This is a genomic window from Kitasatospora sp. NPDC127067, from assembly GCF_042724755.1.
Classification (GTDB): Bacteria; Actinomycetota; Actinomycetes; order Streptomycetales; family Streptomycetaceae; genus Kitasatospora; species Kitasatospora lactacystinica.
Genome location: NZ_JBHXEM010000028.1, coordinates 16,113 through 32,215 on the forward strand (window position 1 = coordinate 16,113; position 16,103 = coordinate 32,215).

The 16,103-nt window shown below is 72.6% G+C and carries 11 protein-coding genes; 4 read left to right on the forward strand and 7 right to left on the reverse strand.

What is annotated here, in order from left to right:
• Positions 1 to 24: 24 nt before the first annotated feature.
• Positions 25 to 1,674, reverse strand: coding sequence for an NRAMP family divalent metal transporter (locus ACFWJ4_RS14860; protein WP_380543506.1), 1,650 nt, complete (start codon positions 1,672 to 1,674; stop codon positions 25 to 27).
• A 649-nt stretch (positions 1,675 to 2,323) separates the two neighbouring features.
• On the opposite strand from ACFWJ4_RS14860, the gene ACFWJ4_RS14865 reads away from it, so the two are divergent.
• The gene (locus ACFWJ4_RS14865; RefSeq protein ID WP_380543509.1) at positions 2,324 to 3,634 is read left to right on the forward strand and encodes a YhgE/Pip domain-containing protein; all 1,311 of its coding nucleotides are present in this window, start codon (positions 2,324 to 2,326) and stop codon (positions 3,632 to 3,634) included.
• A gap of 43 nt (positions 3,635 to 3,677) precedes the next feature.
• Here the strand turns inward: ACFWJ4_RS14865 and ACFWJ4_RS14870 are convergent, their stop codons facing one another.
• The 6 genes from ACFWJ4_RS14870 to ACFWJ4_RS14895 all read right to left on the reverse strand — a co-directional run bounded on the left by ACFWJ4_RS14870 (position 3,678) and on the right by ACFWJ4_RS14895 (position 12,257).
• Positions 3,678 to 6,008 (reverse strand): FdhF/YdeP family oxidoreductase, encoded by a 2,331-nt coding sequence (locus ACFWJ4_RS14870; RefSeq protein ID WP_380543512.1) that lies wholly within the window; start codon positions 6,006 to 6,008, stop codon positions 3,678 to 3,680.
• Positions 6,009 to 6,136: 128 nt separating this feature from the next.
• Positions 6,137 to 7,054: a LysR family transcriptional regulator gene (locus ACFWJ4_RS14875; RefSeq protein ID WP_380543515.1), complete on the reverse strand. Its 918-nt coding sequence runs from the start codon at positions 7,052 to 7,054 to the stop codon at positions 6,137 to 6,139.
• A gap of 3 nt (positions 7,055 to 7,057) precedes the next feature.
• The gene (gene fdhD / locus ACFWJ4_RS14880; RefSeq protein WP_380543518.1) at positions 7,058 to 7,945 is read right to left on the reverse strand and encodes a formate dehydrogenase accessory sulfurtransferase FdhD; all 888 of its coding nucleotides are present in this window, start codon (positions 7,943 to 7,945) and stop codon (positions 7,058 to 7,060) included.
• Positions 7,946 to 7,971: 26 nt separating this feature from the next.
• Positions 7,972 to 9,234 (reverse strand): MFS transporter, encoded by a 1,263-nt coding sequence (locus ACFWJ4_RS14885; RefSeq protein ID WP_380543521.1) that lies wholly within the window; start codon positions 9,232 to 9,234, stop codon positions 7,972 to 7,974.
• Between the two features lie 262 nt (positions 9,235 to 9,496).
• Entirely contained in the window at positions 9,497 to 9,964 is a 468-nt protein-coding gene (locus ACFWJ4_RS14890; protein ID WP_359897621.1) for a GreA/GreB family elongation factor, read from the reverse strand.
• Between the two features lie 142 nt (positions 9,965 to 10,106).
• Complete coding sequence (locus ACFWJ4_RS14895) at positions 10,107 to 12,257, reverse strand: UvrD-helicase domain-containing protein (RefSeq protein WP_380543524.1); 2,151 nt, start codon at positions 12,255 to 12,257, stop codon at positions 10,107 to 10,109.
• A 257-nt stretch (positions 12,258 to 12,514) separates the two neighbouring features.
• Here ACFWJ4_RS14895 and ACFWJ4_RS14900 point away from each other — a divergent pair, with 257 nt between their 5' ends.
• The 3 genes from ACFWJ4_RS14900 to ACFWJ4_RS14910 all read left to right on the forward strand — a co-directional run bounded on the left by ACFWJ4_RS14900 (position 12,515) and on the right by ACFWJ4_RS14910 (position 16,089).
• On the forward strand, positions 12,515 to 13,957 hold the full coding sequence (locus ACFWJ4_RS14900) for a glyceraldehyde-3-phosphate dehydrogenase (RefSeq protein WP_380353038.1): 1,443 nt from the start codon (positions 12,515 to 12,517) through the stop codon (positions 13,955 to 13,957).
• A 416-nt stretch (positions 13,958 to 14,373) separates the two neighbouring features.
• Positions 14,374 to 14,913 carry a hypothetical protein gene (locus tag ACFWJ4_RS14905; protein WP_380543527.1) on the forward strand — a complete coding sequence of 180 codons (540 nt, stop codon included), beginning with the start codon at positions 14,374 to 14,376 and terminating at the stop codon, positions 14,911 to 14,913.
• Between the two features lie 129 nt (positions 14,914 to 15,042).
• On the forward strand, positions 15,043 to 16,089 hold the full coding sequence (locus ACFWJ4_RS14910; protein ID WP_380543530.1) for a hypothetical protein: 1,047 nt from the start codon (positions 15,043 to 15,045) through the stop codon (positions 16,087 to 16,089).
• Positions 16,090 to 16,103: the final 14 nt, after the last annotated feature.

The window sequence follows — 16,103 nt, forward strand, 5'->3', positions numbered from 1 at the left end:
CGCGGGGGCTCCTTCGTGGTCGGCTCAGTGGTTCAGCGCGGTCTGGACGATCTTGACGACGACCATGGCCGTCGCGATCAGCAGGTAGGCGCGCAGCGCGCCCATGCCGACCTTGCGGGCGGTGGACAGCACCGGCTTGTCGAGGGTCTCCAGCGGCGGCATCCGCCAGTTCTCCCGGCCGGTGCGGTCGACGGGGTCCTCCTTGGTGCCGCGGCGCCCGAAGGTGAACGAGTACCCGGCGACGAGCACGCCCGCCACGCCGCAGCCGGCCATGATCCGGAGGATCGTCCCGGAGCCGATGCCGGGCCAGACCACGGCGGCGGTGAGGATCAGGGAGAGCATCACCAGGACGCCGACCACCAGCGAGGTGAAGGCGTTGGTCCGCGGCCCGTTCGTCCAGGGGCCCAGCACCGCGCGGTCGTTGCAGAGCAGCAGCAGGAAGACGGTCGCGGAGGGCAGCAGCACCCCGGCCAGCACCTGGACGAACTGGGTCATCAGGCCCTGGGTGTAGTCGGTGGAGAGCAGCGTGATCGCCGCCGCCGCGACCACCAGGCCCGCGTAGATCCCGTAGAAGCCCTTGGCGCCCTTCACCCCGCGGTGCAGGGAGTGCTTGATGCCGAAGACGTCGCCGATCGCGTACGCGGTGGACAGGGACACCGCGAAGGCGCCGATGATCGAGGCGTCCAGCAGGGCGATGGCGAACAGCACGCCGGCCAGGTGCCCGGCCTTGTCCTCGATGCCCCGGGCGACGGCGGCCGCGTCGGAGAAGTGCCCGAAGCCGTCGGTGCCCGCGAAGGCGGCGGCGGTGAGGCCCATCATGGCGGCGGCGCCGACGATCACGATCACGATGCCGATCCAGAGGTCGGCCTTCTCGTACGTCATGAAGCGCGGGGTGATCCGCTTGTCGATAACGTACGACTGCTGGAAGAACAGCTGCCAGGGCGCCACGGTGGTGCCGACGATGGAGATGATCACCAGCATCACGGCCGCCAGCCCGCCCGACCCGCCGGGCATGGCGGGCACCACGAAGTCGTGCGCCATCCGCGAGGTCTTCGGGTGGACCATGAAGTAGATCGGCACCAGCAGCAGCGAGCCCAGGCACAGCGTCACGGCGACCCGCTCGAAGCGCTGGAACGAGCCGGTGAAGGCCGAGGCGATGATGATCCCGGCGGCGAGCACCACCGAGGCCGCCTTCGGCAGGCCCAGGTACCCGGCCGCGAGGGTGACCCCGATGAACTCGGTGACCAGCGTCAGCGCGTTCAGCAGGAACAGGTCGATCACGCTGAACGCGCCCCAGAACCTCCCGAAGCGCTCCAGGATCAGCCGGGCGTGGCCGACGCCGGTGACGGCGCCCAGCCGCAGCACCATCTCCTGGTTGACGTACAGCACCGGGACCAGCATCAGCAGCGTCCACAGCAGCTGGGTGCCGTAGTTCTGCCCGGCCTGGCCGTAGGTGGAGAAGGCGCCGGCGTCGTTGTCGCCGACCATCACGATCAGGCCGGGCCCGACGATCGCGAGCAGGGTCTTCAGTCTCGCCGACAGGCCGTGCCGGGGCGTGGTGTCGTCGAGCCGGATGGTGCCGAGCGCGCCCTTGATGTCGCCGACGTGCGCGTCGTCGAGGACGGCCGAACGCGGCTCGGGCGGAGCGGAGTTGAGCGTGGCGTGGGTGGTCATGGGTTTCCTCCCTGGGCCCCGGAGGGGCGGTTCGGAGGCAGGCGGCGGCTCTCCCCGCGGGCGGGCACGGCGCATCGGCGCGCGGCTGCGCGGCCCGTACGGTGGCGTGCGGGCACGGCGGAGCCGCGTGCGGACATGGCGTGCCGTCGTCGCTGATGACTGCCGAAGAATGGTGACGGATCGTCAGGACGTGCTGCGGGGAAAGGTGTTACCGCATGCCGGAGGTGTGCGAGGGCAGGCGGGGGCAGGGGCAACTGTGGCCCGGACTACTGCAATCCATGTCTCTCGCCTCCTCCCGGCCGGCGCACCCCGTGGTGCGTGTCATCGACGCGGCAAGGAGCTCACCGGCCCGCGCGACGCGACCGCCGGTTCACCCCAACTCGTCAGAGCTTAGTCCCGCCCGGGAGCGATACTTGCGCACTTGGTAAAACCTTTACCTTTCTGTCGGCGTACGCCGGTGCCTGCCGTCGCTGCCCGCCACTGCCTGTCCGCGCCCGCCACTGCCCGCCGTTGCCCGCCGCCGCCCGTCCGCGCCCCGGGGCGGGCGGCGGCCGGCCGGGTGACGGGGGTTTGGCCGCCGGGCCGCCACGGAACGACTTCCCGCCGTACCGGCACCGGCACCAGGTCGTGCCCGAACCCGAGGGGTGGCATGGCGACCGCAGACTCCCAGGGGCCTCCCCGGCAGGCGCGGGCGCTGACGCTCGCACGGAACCCGAAACTGTGGCTCTTCCCGGGCGTCCTGTGCTGCCTGCTGGCCGTCCTCCTCTCCCTGCTCTACATGGGGGGCATCCTCAACCCGAGCGGGCACCTGCACCGGCTGCCGATCGCCCTGGTGAACGAGGACCAGGGCCCGCCGCCGCCCGGGCAGGCGGAGCCCCTCGGTGCCCGGCTGGCCGCGGCCGTGGTGGCCGGCACTCCCGACAGCACCGTCCAGTGGCGGCAGGTGGACGCGGCCGGACTGGGCGAACAGCTCGCCGCCGGCAAGGTCTACGGCGCGCTGGTCGTGCCGAAGGACTTCAGCGCCGACGTCACCGCGCTGGTCACCGGCGGCGCCGTCGAGCGGCCGACCGTCACCGTGCTGACCAACCCCGGCATGGGCAGCCTCGGCTCCTCGATCGCCGCGCAGATCGCCCAGAACGCCGCCCACCAGGCCTCGTCGGTGCTCGGCGGGCAGCTGCTGGCCGCCGTACCGGCCTCCGGCGCCCCGGGTCCGGACACCGGAGCCACCGCCCGACTGCTGCTCGCCGACCCGATCGCCGTCACCACCCAGGTCGGCCACCCGATCGGCGGCCACAGCGGGCTCGGCCTGAGCGCCTTCTACTTCACCCTGCTGGCCGTGCTGACCGGCTTCATCGGCGGCAACATCGTCCACAACGGCGTCGACGGCGCGCTCGGCTACAGCGACAGCGAGATCGGTCCCTGGCACACCCGCCGCCCGACCGTCCCGATCAACCGCACCCAGACCCTGCTGCTCAAGATGGTCATGACGGCCGGGATCATGCTGCTCACCACCTCGCTCGTGGTGCTCTGCTCGGTCGGCGTCCTGGGCATGGACGCCCCCCACCTGGCACAGCTGTGGATCTTCGCCTACTGCGCCAGCCTCGCCGTGGGCCTCGGAGTGCAGGCGATCAACGCCGCGTTCGGCGGGATCGGGCAGCTGGTGTCGATGTTCGTCTTCATCGCGCTGGCGCTGCCCTCCTCCGGCGCCACCGTCCCGCTCCAGGCGGTCCCCGGCTTCTACCGCTTCCTGAGCCTCTTCGAGCCGATGCGCCAGCTCAGCGACGGCATCCGGGCGATCCTCTTCTTCGACGCCAGGGCCGACGCCGGGCTCACCCGCGGCTGGGTCATGATCGGAATCGGCGCGGCGCTGGCCCTGCTGTTCGGCTTCGGGATGACCCGCTACTACGACCGCAAGGGCCTGCGCCGCTGGACGCCCCAGCCCTCCGGCCAGGACACCTGACCACCGGGGCCGGGCGGCCGGGGCGGTCAGGCGTCCTTGCCGGTCAGGACGACTTGGTGACGGTCACCTTGAGGTGCTTCATGATCGGCTGGTCGCTCTGGGTGCTGTAGTCGCCGATCGCGCACAGCACGTTCAGCTCCGGCATGTACCCGGCCGCGCAGCCGCGCGGGATGTCGTACGGGACGGCCAGGTAGCCGTGCACCGAGCGGGTGGACCCGTCCCGGGCGGTGCTGGTGACGTCCACCCGGTCGAACTCGTCCAGGCCGCGCTCGCGCATGTCGTCCCGGTTCATGAACACCAGCGTGCGCAGGTTCCGCACGCCCCGGTAGCGGTCGTTGTCCGAGTAGATGGTGGTGTTCCACTGGTCGTGCGAGCGCATCGTGCCCAGCGCCAGGGTGCCCGGCTCGGGGACGACGTCGGGCAGCGGGGCGGCGGAGAACTCGGCCTTGCCGGAGCGGGTGTCGAAGACCAGCTCGCGGGCCGGCTGCTTGATCCGGAAGCCCAGCGGCAGCCGCACCCGGCGGTTGAAGTCCTCGAAGCCGTCGAGGACCTGGGCCATGGTGTCGCGGATGCGGTCGTAGTCCTCGATGTACCACTCCCAGGGGGTGGAACTGTCCGGCAGCGCCGCGCGGGCCATCCCGGCGACGATCGCGGGCTCGGAGAGCAGGTGCGGCGAGGCCGGGCGCTTCATGCCGACCGACAGGTGCACCATGCTCATCGAGTCCTCGACCGAGGTGGACTGCACCCCGGCCCGCTGGTGGTCCTTCTCGGTCCGGCCCAGGCACGGCAGGATCAGCGCGGCCCGCCCGTGCACCAGGTGGCTGCGGTTCAGCTTGGTGCTCACCTGGACGGTCAACTCGCAGGACTCCAGGGCCTGGTAGGTGTACGGGGTGTCCGGGGCCGCGAGCGCGAAGTTGCCGCCCATGCCGACGAACACCGTGATGTCGCCGCGCCGCATCGCCTCGATCGTGCCGACGGTGTCCAGCCCGTGCTCGCGCGGCGGCTCGATCCCGCACACCTCGGCGAGCCGGTCCAGGAACTCGCCGGCGGGCCGGTGGTCGATGCCGCAGGTGCGGTTGCCCTGGACGTTGCTGTGCCCGCGCACCGGGGAGGGGCCGGCCCCCTCCCGGCCCAGATTGCCGCGCAGCAGCAGGAGGTTGACGATCTCCCGGACGGTGTCCACCCCGTGCTCGTGCTGGGTGACGCCCAGGCACCAGCTGAAGATCGAGCGGTCGGCCTCCCGGTAGACCCGTGCCGCCTTGAGGATCTCGGCCCGGTCCAGCCCGCTCTGCCGCTCGATCTCCTCCCAGGGCGTGGCCAGGCAGACCTCGCGGTACGCCTCGAACCCGCTGGTGTGGCGGTCGATGAACAGCAGGTCCAGGGCCCGGTCGTCGGCCGCGGACTGCTCCAGGATCGCCTTCGCCATGCCGCGCAGCAGCGCCATGTCGCCGCCGATCCGCGGCTGGAGGTTCAGGGTGCTGGTGCGGGTGGCCCGGTTCAGCGCCATGTCGGTGAAGTCGTGCGGGATGATCGTCCGGGTCGCCGCCGCCTCGACCAGCGGGTTGACGTGCACGATCTGCGCGCCGCGCTTGTACGCCTCGGCCAGCGAGGTGAGCATCCGGGGCGCGTTGGAGGCCGCGTTGACGCCCAGGATGAACAGGGCGTCGGTGACCTCCCAGTCCTTGAGGTCGACCGTCCCCTTCCCGGTGCCGAGCGAGGCCTGCAGGGCCCGGCCGCTGGCCTCGTGGCACATGTTGGAGCAGTCGGGCAGGTTGTTGGTGCCCAGCTCGCGGGCCATCAGCTGGTAGAGGAAGGTCGCCTCGTTGCCGAGCCGGCCGGAGGTGTAGAACGCGGCCCGGTTGGGGTCGTCCAGCCCGCGCAGGGTGCGGCCGACCAGGGCGAACGCGTCCTTCCAGCCGATCGGGACATAGCGGTCGGTGTCCCGGTCGTAGACCATCGGCTCGGTGAGCCGGCCCTGGTCCTCCAGCGCGAAGTCGCTCCACCCGGACAGCTCGGTCACCGTGTGGGCGGCGAAGAACTCCCGGCCGACCCGCTTGCGGGTCATCTCCCAGGTGACGTGCTTGATGCCGTTCTCGCAGATGTCCAGGTGCAGGCCCTTGGTGTCGTCGGGCCAGGCGCAGCCGGGGCAGTCGAAGCCGGTGTTCTCGTGGTTCATCCGCATCACCGCCCGCGGCCCGTCCAGGTACGCGCCCTCGCGCACCAGGAAGCGGGTGACGCTCTTGGCGGCGCCCCAGCCGGCGGCCGGATGGTGGTACGGCCGGGCCTGGGGCGGGCCGGCGGGGGAGGGGCCGACCTCCTCCTGCCCCGGGGGCTCCTGCGGGGGAGTGTTGACGGCGTCGTCGGAGGTGGTCACGGGCCTCGCCTTCCGTCGCACGGGGGTCGGACACCCGGCTTTGCAGTCGACGCTACGTCCGGCGCCCGGACCCCGCGCGTCGAGCGGTCGTGGCCCGGTCCCCGGTCGCCGGTCTCGGACCCGGGCGATCACGCCGCCGGCAGGCTGCCGAGCACGGTGGCCACCTCGGTGTGCCGGGCGACCTCCAGCAGGGCGCGGGCCATCACCGATCCGGGCTCCCGGGCAGCGATCACCAGCCCGATCGGCGCGCTGTGCGCCGGCTCCGTCAGCGGGACGGCCCGCATCCCGCGCGGCACGCCGAACACGTGCAGCCACGCGTACGGCACGACGCTCGCCCAGTGCCCGGTGCGGACGTGGGCGAAGAGCGAGGCCACCGAGTCGGTCTCGACCCGGGGCGTCGGCGCCAGCCCGAGCCCCGCGAACACCTCGTCCAGCACCCGGCGGCCCTGCATGCCCGGGTGCAGCAGGCACAGCGGCAGCCGGGAGGCCTGCTCCCAGGTCGCCCGCGGGTGCTGGGCCGGCTCGTCGGCCAGGCCGGTCAGCAGGACGTACCGCTCCTCGTACAGCGGGAGTGCGCGCAGGTCGTCCTCGCCCGGTCCGGGCAGGTAGGTGACGCCCGCGTCGATCTCGAAGTTCCGTACCTGGCGCAGGAGTTCATCGGATCGAAGGTCGGTGGACAGCTCCACGGCGGCCAGCGGGTGGGCGGTGCAGAACGGCCCGGTGAGCAGCGACACGGCGCCCGAGGCGGTCGGCACCGAGCCGATCCGCAGCCGTCCGCTCAGGCCGGTGCGCAGCGCGTCCACCTCGTCCCGGAGGGCGTCCCGGTCGGCCAGGATGCGCTGCGCCCACAGCACGATCCGCTCGCCCTCGGGGGTCAGGCCCTCGTAGGCGCGGCCGCGCCGCACCAGCAGCACCTTCAGCTCGTCCTCCAGCTTGCGCAGCGCCTCGGAGAGGGCGGGCTGGGAGACGTGGCAGGCCTGGGCGGCGCGGGCGAAGTGGCGCTCCCGGGCGAGCGCGACGAGGTACTCGAGCTGGCGGAACAGCATCGCCTACTCGACTCCGGTGGCGGTGGCGGTGGCGGGGGTGGTGGCCGGAGCGGTGGTGGCCGGCATGGAGGTGTCGACGCGGTCGGTGCGGGTGTAGACGTTCATCGAGTCGCCGCGCAGGAAGCCGACCAGGGTCAGCCCGCTCTCCTCCGCGAGGTCCACGGCCAGCGAGGACGGCGCGGAGACCGCCGCGAGCACCGGGACGCCCGCCATCACCGCCTTCTGCACCAGCTCGAAGGAGGCCCGCCCGCTGACCATCAGCACCGTGCCGCGGGCCGGCAGCAGGCCCTCGCGCAGCGCGTGGCCGACCACCTTGTCCACCGCGTTGTGCCGGCCCACGTCCTCGCGCAGGCAGAGCAGCCGCCCGTCGGCGTCGAACAGCCCGGCCGCGTGCAGGCCGCCGGTGCTGTCGAAGACCTTCTGGGCGGCGCGCAGCCGGTCGGGCAGCGCGGAGAGCAGCGCGGGGGTCACGCGCAGCCCGTCCTCGGCGACGCTCCACGGCGCGGTGGTGCGCACCGCGTCCAGGCTGGCCTTGCCGCACAGGCCGCAGGAGGAGGTGGTGTAGAAGTTGCGCTCCAACGAGGCGTCGGGCGCCGGCACACCGGGGGCGAGCAGGACGTCCACCACGTTGTAGGTGTTGCCCCCGTCGGCGGTGGCACCGGCGCAGTAGCGGATGCCCGCCACCTGGTCGGCGGCGTGCACCACGCCCTCGCTGACCAGGAACCCGGCCGCCAGGTCGAAGTCGCTGCCCGGGGTGCGCATGGTCACCGTCAGCGCGCGCCCGCCGACCCGGATCTCCATCGGCTCCTCGGCGGCCAGGGTGTCGGGACGGTACGAGGGCGCGCCCTGGCGCAGGCGCAGCACTCTGCGGGGGACAGTCACTCGGCCCATGGTCGTCGGCTCCTCGAAGGTCTCCGTCAGGTCTGTACGGATGAATCCTCCCCCCTGGCGGCGGTGTACGGGTCCGGCGGGTCGGGCAGGTGGCGGCGGCTGTGCGCGGCGGTGACCGCCAGGCAGAGCAGGCCGACGGCCGCCATGCCCGCCAGCAGCGCCGGGTAGGAGGCGTGGCCGGCGGTGCCGGCGAGCAGCAGCGGGGTCAGGAAGCCGCTGGAGGTGATGCTCTGGTAGAGGGAGGCGGAGGTCGGCCCGGAGGCGCGCGGGGTCAGCCGCTCCACCTCGTGCAGCCCCGCGCCGAGCGTCAGCCCGTAACCGGTGCCGAGGACGAGGGCGGCGGCCACCACCAGGCCCACCGAATCGAGGGCGGCGGCGAGGGCGCCGAGCAGCAGCCCGGCGATCACCGTGGCCATCGCGGTGAGGGTGGCCCGGGCGCTGTCCGCGTCGTCCAGCCGGGCGGCGAAGGGCTGGGCGACCACGCCCGTGGCCAGGGTCAGCGCCGCGACCAGGCCGCTGAACAGCGGCGCGTAGCCGGGCACCCGGTCCGCGACCAGCGGAGGCAGCACCACGTACGCCACCGTGGCGGCGCCGAGCACGGCCGGGCTGGCGGGCAGGACCACGTAGCGGAACCGGGGGTGGCGGACGGCCGCCGGTCCGCTGCCGTTGCTGCTTCCGCCGTTGCCGTTGCCGCCGCTGCCGTGGCTCCGGGCGGTCTCCGGGAGTCCGCGGGTGGCCCGCAGCACCAGCAGGCAGCCCAGCGCATGGGCGAGGGCGGGCAGCACCGTCGGGCCGGGCAGCCACTCGGCGATCACCCCGGAGGCCAGCGCGCCCGCCGCGAAGCCCGTACCGGTGGCGTACATCGCCCGGCGGGCGCTCCGCTCAGGCGGGACGGCGGGCCCGGAGAGTTCGCGCAGCCAGGCCGTCCCGGCCAGGAAGACCAGCCCGGCCGCGAAGCCGGTGGCCAGCCGGGCGGCGTACACCGAGGGCTCGTCCGGCAGCGCCAGCACCACGCTGGCGGCGGCGGACAGGCCCAGCGCGCCGCGCACCGTCCGCCGCCGGCCGTACCGGTCCGCGGCGGGCCCGCCCAGCAGCAGACCGGGCAGCAGGCCGAGCAGGTAGACCGAGAACATCGCGGCCAGCGAGAGCGCCGACCAGTCGGTGCGCGCCCGGTACACGGTGGCCAACGCGGTGAACTGGTTGGCGCCCCAGGCGGCGACGGCGACGGCGGCGGCCGCCGGGAGCCAGCGGGCGGTGCGGGGCGCGGGCATTCCGTCGGTACCGCCCATGCGCTGTCCTGCCCCGTTTCCGGCTTTCCGGCCATTCCTGGATTTCCGCAGTCCAGTGTGCGGTCCGTCGCCGCGGGGCGTCAAAGAAGTGAATCCTGTGAGCCGATAAGCGGCGCCTATCGGAGATTCGACGGATATTCCACTTTGCCGGGTGTCCGGAAAACCTGCCGGACATCCCGAAAGCGCGATCGGGAATTCCGCTCCGATCATTCCGTTCGGATTATTCCGCCCCGGCTGTTCCGCCCCGGCTATCGCGTGCCGGCTATTCCGTGCCGCCCACCGACAGCACCACCGCGCTGGCCGCGCCGGCCGGCGTCTCGTAGTTCACCGTCTCCCCGGCATGCCGCCCGAGCAGCGCCTTCCCGAGCGGGCTGTCGAAGGTCACCAGGGTGAGGTCCCGCTCCTCCGCCAGCTCGGAGATCTCGACCGTCTCCTCCGTGCCGTCGTCGAACCGCACGGTGACCGTCGATCCCACCCCCACCACCCGCGCGGACGGCTCCCCGGCCACCTCGGCCTCCCGCAGCCGCGCCTCCAGCTCGGCGATCCGCCGGTCCAGCCGGGTCACCTCCGACGCCCGCTGCAACTCGTCCGCCGCATCCGCCCGGTCCCCCACCGGCTCCAGCCCGCGCAGCGTCGCGGCCACCTTCCCCCGCTCCTCCCGCAACTGCGCCAGGTCCTCCTGCACCGCACGCAGGCCCTCGGCACTGATCGGTTCCGGCCCACCGCTCATCCCACGCTCCCGGGGCTGCTCGTCACACGCTCGAACACCGGCCGCCTCCCATTACCCCACCCCTCCGGGCCCCGGGCAACTTCCGGGCCGATCGACCACCCGGAGCGATTCGTCGAGGACGCGTCGCCCGGGGCGCCGCGGGTCACCGTGCGAGCAGCTGCGCCGGGACGACCGGTTCGAGGAAGACGCTCGGTGTGCCGTGCCAGGACACGCTGAGGGCCTCGCGTGCGCGCGTGCACGCCACGAAGAGCAGGCTCAACTCGCCGCTGAGGTCCTCCTGGTGCTGCAGCGGGTCGGTGTCCGCCGGGGTGATCGCGCTGCGCATGGGCACCAGGCCGTCGCTCACGCCCACCACGGCGACGCAGCGGAACTCCAGGCCCTTCATCCGGTGCATGGTCCCGACCCGCACGCCGGGGGACGGCGCGTTGCCGAGCACGTAGGCGGGCGTCCCGGCCTGCTCCAGGGCCTGGGCGATCTCGCGGCCGAGCTGGGCGGTGCGGGCGGCGACGCCGATGTCCTCCGGGGCGATGCCGGACGCGGTCCACTCCGCGATCCGGGCGACGAGGTCCTGGATCTCGTCGGCCTTGTCGACGTGGCCGTGCACCTCGGGGTGCGCGCCGTGCAGGGTCGAGTGGTAGCCGACGAGGGAGTCCTCGCCGCCGTCCATGTCGTCGGGCCGCTCGCCGGTGAGCAGGGACGCGGACCAGCTGATGATCTCGTGCGTGGTCCGGTAGTTGACCCGCAGTCGGGAGGACCGTCCGACGACCTGGATTCCGAGTGAGCGCAGCGAGACCTTGTTCCCGTAGATCCGCTGGTGCGGGTCGCCGGCGAGGAACAGGTCGTCCGGTCCGGACGCGACGATCGCGCGGAGGAACCTCCACTGCGCGGGGTGGAGGTCCTGCGCCTCGTCGATCACCACGTGCCGGAACGGGCGGTCGTCCTGTTCGTCGAGCGCCCGCGCGGCCTGCGCGCAGACCTGCAGGAACGTCAACTCCCCGGCCTGTCGCAGCTCGTCCTCGAACGCGGCCACCGCACGCCACACTTGGGCCTTCTGCAGCGGACCGAGGGCCGTACCGCGGCCGGACCGGGGTGCCTTCAGGTACTGTTCCGGGCTCTCGATCGCCTGGGCCAGGACGACCTGCCGCCACTCCTGGTCCAGGAAGACGTCGGTGAAGTCGATCCCGAGCCGGCGGACGATCCGGCCCCAGCGGGCGAGGACCGCGCGCTGGTTGAAGACGATCTTCAGTGGGGCGCCGCCCCGCGAGCGGCGGAGCACCTCGTTCGCCAGCGCGTCGACGGTGACCACCCGGACCTTCGCCCTGATCCGCTCGTCCGTGATGAGCAGCGTGAGGCAGCGTTCGAGCTCGCCGGCGAGGTCCTTGGTGAAGGTGGTCAGCAGAATCGATCCGTCAGGTGCGTCCGGCGGCAGCCGGCGCGCCAGGTGATAGGCCCGGTGCAGGGCCACCACCGTCTTCCCGGTCCCGGGGCCGCCGGTCACCCGGGCGGGCCCGTTGTACGACTCCCGGTAGGCGATCCGGTACTGGGCCGGGTGCAGGAAGATCCGCCACACGTCGAACGGGCGCTCCAGGATCTCCCGCAGTTCCTCGGGGCCGGACACCAGGGCGACCCGGCCGCGCGCGTGGGCCATCGCCGAGACCAGCCCGTCCTCGGGCTGCGCGGCGTTCACCGGAGCCGCCGCCCGCGCGTACGCCTGGACGATCTCACGGTCGATGTCGGCCGGCTCCATCCCGCTCGCGAGGCCGATCAGAACGTCGAACTGCTGCTCCGGCAGGACCCGGTGGAGCGCCTCCAGATGGGCCTCGTCCGGAAGCAGCCGGATGATCGGCAGGATCTCCTCCTCGATGCCCAGGCTGCGCAGGACCTTGTCGGAGCGGTCGGCGAAGAGCCTCCGGGGTTCGTCGGGGGCCAGGGCCCGCAGCGACTCGGTGGCGCGTTCCAGGGCGACGTCGTTGCGGATCTCGACGCCCTGGGTGGCGGCGTTCACCGAGGCCCGGTGCTTGTACGCCCAGTCGTTCGCCTTGTCGTGGGGGAGCACCTTCAGCAGCATGTACCCGTCGCCCCGGTCGGCCTTGAGGACCACCCCGCGCCAGAAGTCGGTGATCCGGATGGTCCGGATCCGGGGGTCCCGCTGGTGGGTGAGCTTCTCCAGATGCGCGCCGGTGTGCGTCGCTCCGGTGAACTTCTCGAACACGTCGAAGACCCTGCGCTGCACGGATTTCTCCAGTGCCGCGAACTCCAGCAGAAAGTCCCGGTGCATACCCAGCGTCGCCACCCCGGCCCCCTCGCGCGCCCCGGCCCGTCCGCGCGGCCGGGCAGTGCGCCTCACTGTACTGGCCCCGGTGATCACTCGCGGCGGGCCGCCCGGCGGCGGGCCGGTCCGGGGTGGCGGTGATCACCTTCGGGGGCGGGGGTGGGGTGAACGCGCAGGTCGTGGGCCCGGGCGGGAGGGGTCGGGGAGGGACCGGCGGTCGGGGCGCGGGCGGGCGAAGCTACCATGTGGGCAACACCCTCAGCTCGAAAGATGGACTTGTGACTGTCAACGACGACGTGTTCACGGACTGGAAGAACCGCGAGGAGATCGCGGAGTCGATGATCCCGATCATCGGGCGGCTGCACCGGGAGAGGGACGTCACCGTTCTGCTCCACAGCCGTTCCCTGGTGAACAAGTCGGTGGTCAGCATCCTCAAGACGCATCGCTTCGCCCGGCAGATAGCCGGCGAGGAGCTCTCGGTCACCGAGACGATGCCGTTCCTGGAGGCACTGACCGCCCTGGACCTCGGCCCCTCGCAGATCGACCTCGGCATGCTCGCCGCGACGTACAAGGCGGACGACCGCGGCCTGTCGGTGGCGGAGTTCACCGCCCAGGCCGTCGTCGGTGCCACCGGCGAGAACAAGCTGGAGCGCCGGTCCGGGCAGGACGTCGTGCTGTACGGGTTCGGCCGCATCGGCCGGCTGGTCGCCCGCCTGCTGGTCGAGAAGGCCTCGGGCAACGGCCTGCGGCTGAAGGCCATCGTCGTGCGCAACAGCGGCGGCGACGACCTGGTCAAGCGAGCCTCGCTGCTGCGCCGTGACTCCATCCACGGCCAGTTCCAGGGCACGATCACCGTCGACGAGGCGAACAACAAGATCATCGCCAACGGCAACGAGATCACGGTGATCTACTCCGACGACCCGACCAAGGTCGACTACACGGAGTACGGGATCAAGGACGCGATCCTGATCGACAACACCGGCCGCTGGCGCGACCGCGAGGGCCTGTCGAAGCACCTGCGCCCCGGTATCGCCAAGGTCGTGCTGACCGCGCCGGGCAAGGGCGACGTCCCGAACATCGTGCACGGCGTGAACCACGACACGATCAAGCCGGACGAGCAGATCCTGTCCTGCGCCTCCTGCACCACCAACGCCATCGTCCCGCCGCTGAAGGCGATGGAGGACGAGTACGGCGTGCTCCGCGGCCACGTGGAGACCGTCCACTCGTTCACCAACGACCAGAACCTGCTGGACAACTACCACAAGGCCGACCGCCGCGGCCGCTCGGCGCCGCTGAACATGGTGATCACCGAGACCGGTGCCGCCTCGGCCGTCGCCAAGGCCCTGCCGGACCTCCAGGCGAAGATCACCGGCAGCTCGATCCGCGTCCCGGTGCCGGACGTCTCCATCGCGATCCTCAACCTCCAGCTCAAGCGGGAGACCAACCGCGAGGACGTCCTGGAGTACCTGCGGAACGTCTCGCTGACCTCGCCGCTGAAGCGCCAGATCGACTTCACCGACTCGCCCGACGCCGTCTCCAGCGACTTCATCGGCTCGCGCCACGCCTCGATCGTGGACGCCGGCGCGACCAAGGTCGAGGGCGACAACGCGATCCTCTACCTGTGGTACGACAACGAGTTCGGCTACTCGTGCCAGGTGATCCGGGTCGTCCAGTACATCTCGGGCGTCGAGTTCCCGACCTTCCCGGTTCCGGCGGTCTGATCCACCGCTGGGCGGGACGACACAGCGGTACGACGAGCAGCACGGCGGGGCGGTGACCGACAGGTCGCCGCCCCGTCGGCGTTCGCGGGCGGGGCGGTCGCTATCTTGAGGGATCACTGACAGGTCTAGGGAGGGCGACGGGGATGAGTGGTCGGCGGGTGCTTGCCGCGGTGGCGGCGGCGGGGGTGCTGACGGGCGTGCTGGCCGGGTGCTCCTCCGGGGGGTCGAAGGGGGTCGGCGGGGCGGCGGCCGCGGGTTCGTCCGCGTCGGGTCCGGCGGCGGCGTCGGCGGGTACGGCCGGGGCGTCCGCGTCCGGGTCCGCGGCTGCGGCTGCGCCCGCGCCCGCGCCGAGCGGGTCGGACGCCGGGGCGCCTGGGGCGGGTTCGGCGCCCGCCTCCGCACCGGCCCCGGCCCCGGTGGAGGCGCCGCACGGGGACCTGGAGGTGGCGCTGCTGGACGACAAGGTGGTCGGGCAGGTGCTGCCGGACGCCAAGGCGATGGCCGGCTGGGAGGAGGAGAAGCGGAAGGTCGACACGGCCGACCACAAGGTCACCTGCACCGGTGCCGCCGCCGCCTCCTGCGCGGGAAAGCCGCTCAGCGGGTCGGTCCGGTTCTCCTCGGGGGACGTGGTCGTCCGCTTCCTGGTGGACACCCTGCCCAGCCGGGACGCGGCGGCGCAGCGGCTGAAGGAGAGCTACGCCTCGTACGCCGCCGGGCCGTTCAAGAAGGTCGACACCCCGGTGCTGGGCAGCGAGAGCCAGGCCTTCCAGGGGCCGTTGGCCGAGGGCGAGGGCGTCGGCATCGTGGTGCGCTCGGGCACCGTGGTGGCGAGCGTGACCAGCGAGGGTGGTCCGGTGGACGTGGCCGCGACGCGGAAGTTCGCGGTGATGCTGGTCAAGCGGATCGAGCAGGCCCAGGCCGGGAAGGCGCCGGACGCCGGGCCGGGCGTGGGCTGAGGGACCCCTCCCCGTACGGGCGGGGCGCTGGGCTGGGGAAACGGATGTCAGTCGACCGTGATATGTACCTATCTCGTGGCCACTGTGCGGCCATGCGAAAGATACCGATGACGTTCGAGGGGGCCAGACATGCCGCTGTTCCGACGCCGCTCCGGCGGGGAGGGCGCGGAGGACCGGGCCGAGCGGCGCGGGTTCGGGTTCGGCTTCGGCCGACGGGGAGCCGGATCGGCCGCGCCGGCCGGTGCTGCCGAGCCGCGGCTCGACCCGGCGTACGGGGACGAGTCGGTGCGTCTGGCGCTCCGCCAGGCCGCCGACGGGGACTGGGCCGCGCTGCGCCCCGCGCTCGCCGCCGCCGAGGGCGAGGACCTGACCTTCCTGGTCGGGGCGATAGCCGACGTGCCCCGGGTCGAGCAGTGGACGTCCCGCGCGCTGGCCGACACCCCGGACGACACGCTGCTGCTGTTGCTGTCCGGTGCCCGGCACATCGACTGGGGCTGGGAGGCCCGGACGGGCGCCCGGGCCAAGGACGTCACCGAGGAGCGGTGGAAGGTGTTCCACGAGCGGCTGGAGGTCGCCGAGGAGCAACTGCTGGAGGTCGCCGAGCGCGAGCCGTCCTGGCACGCGCCCTGGCGGTTCCTGCAGACCAGCGCCCTCGGGGCCTCGCTCGGCCCGGAGGTCGCCACCACCCGCTTCGAGGCCGCGGTGCGCCGGGCGCCCGGGAACTCCGCCTCGCACTGGGTCAGGCTGCAGCAGCTGAGCGCCAAGTGGGGCGGTTCGCACGAGGAGATGCACGAGTTCGCCCGCTCCGTGATGCTCGCGGCCCCGGAGGGCAGTCGCCTCGGTGAGCTGGTCGCGGTCGCGCACCTGGAGCACTGGCTGGCCCTCCCGGACGGCGAGGACCGCGCCTACCTGACCAGTCCGGCCGTGGTGGCCGGGCTGCAGGAGGCGGCCTTCCGGTCGGTCCTGCACCCGGCCTTCGTGCCGGCGCGCGGCTGGCAGGGCGCCTTCAACACCTTCGCGATGGCCTTCTCCCTCGCCGACCAGCCCAAGACCGCACGCCTGCTGTTCGAGGCGCTGGACGGCTTCGTGACCGAATCGCCCTGGCACTACCTGTCGGGCAATCCGGTCAAGGCCTTCCGCGCCCACCGCGACCGCTGCACCTCGTACTGGCGCTGAGGCGCACCGGCGCC

What these genes read in the sequence shown, in the direction of transcription:
- ACFWJ4_RS14910 (WP_380543530.1), top strand. Translation starts at nt 15,043, where the DNA reads ATGCCGCTGTTCCGACGCCGCTCCGGCGGGGAGGGCGCGGAGGACCGG.
- fdhD (WP_380543518.1), bottom strand. Translation starts at nt 7,945, where the DNA reads ATGGGCCGAGTGACTGTCCCCCGCAGAGTGCTGCGCCTGCGCCAGGGC.
- ACFWJ4_RS14865 (WP_380543509.1), top strand. Translation starts at nt 2,324, where the DNA reads ATGGCGACCGCAGACTCCCAGGGGCCTCCCCGGCAGGCGCGGGCGCTG.
- ACFWJ4_RS14875 (WP_380543515.1), bottom strand. Translation starts at nt 7,054, where the DNA reads ATGCTGTTCCGCCAGCTCGAGTACCTCGTCGCGCTCGCCCGGGAGCGC.
- ACFWJ4_RS14885 (WP_380543521.1), bottom strand. Translation starts at nt 9,234, where the DNA reads ATGGGCGGTACCGACGGAATGCCCGCGCCCCGCACCGCCCGCTGGCTC.
- ACFWJ4_RS14860 (WP_380543506.1), bottom strand. Translation starts at nt 1,674, where the DNA reads ATGACCACCCACGCCACGCTCAACTCCGCTCCGCCCGAGCCGCGTTCG.
- ACFWJ4_RS14890 (WP_359897621.1), bottom strand. Translation starts at nt 9,964, where the DNA reads ATGAGCGGTGGGCCGGAACCGATCAGTGCCGAGGGCCTGCGTGCGGTG.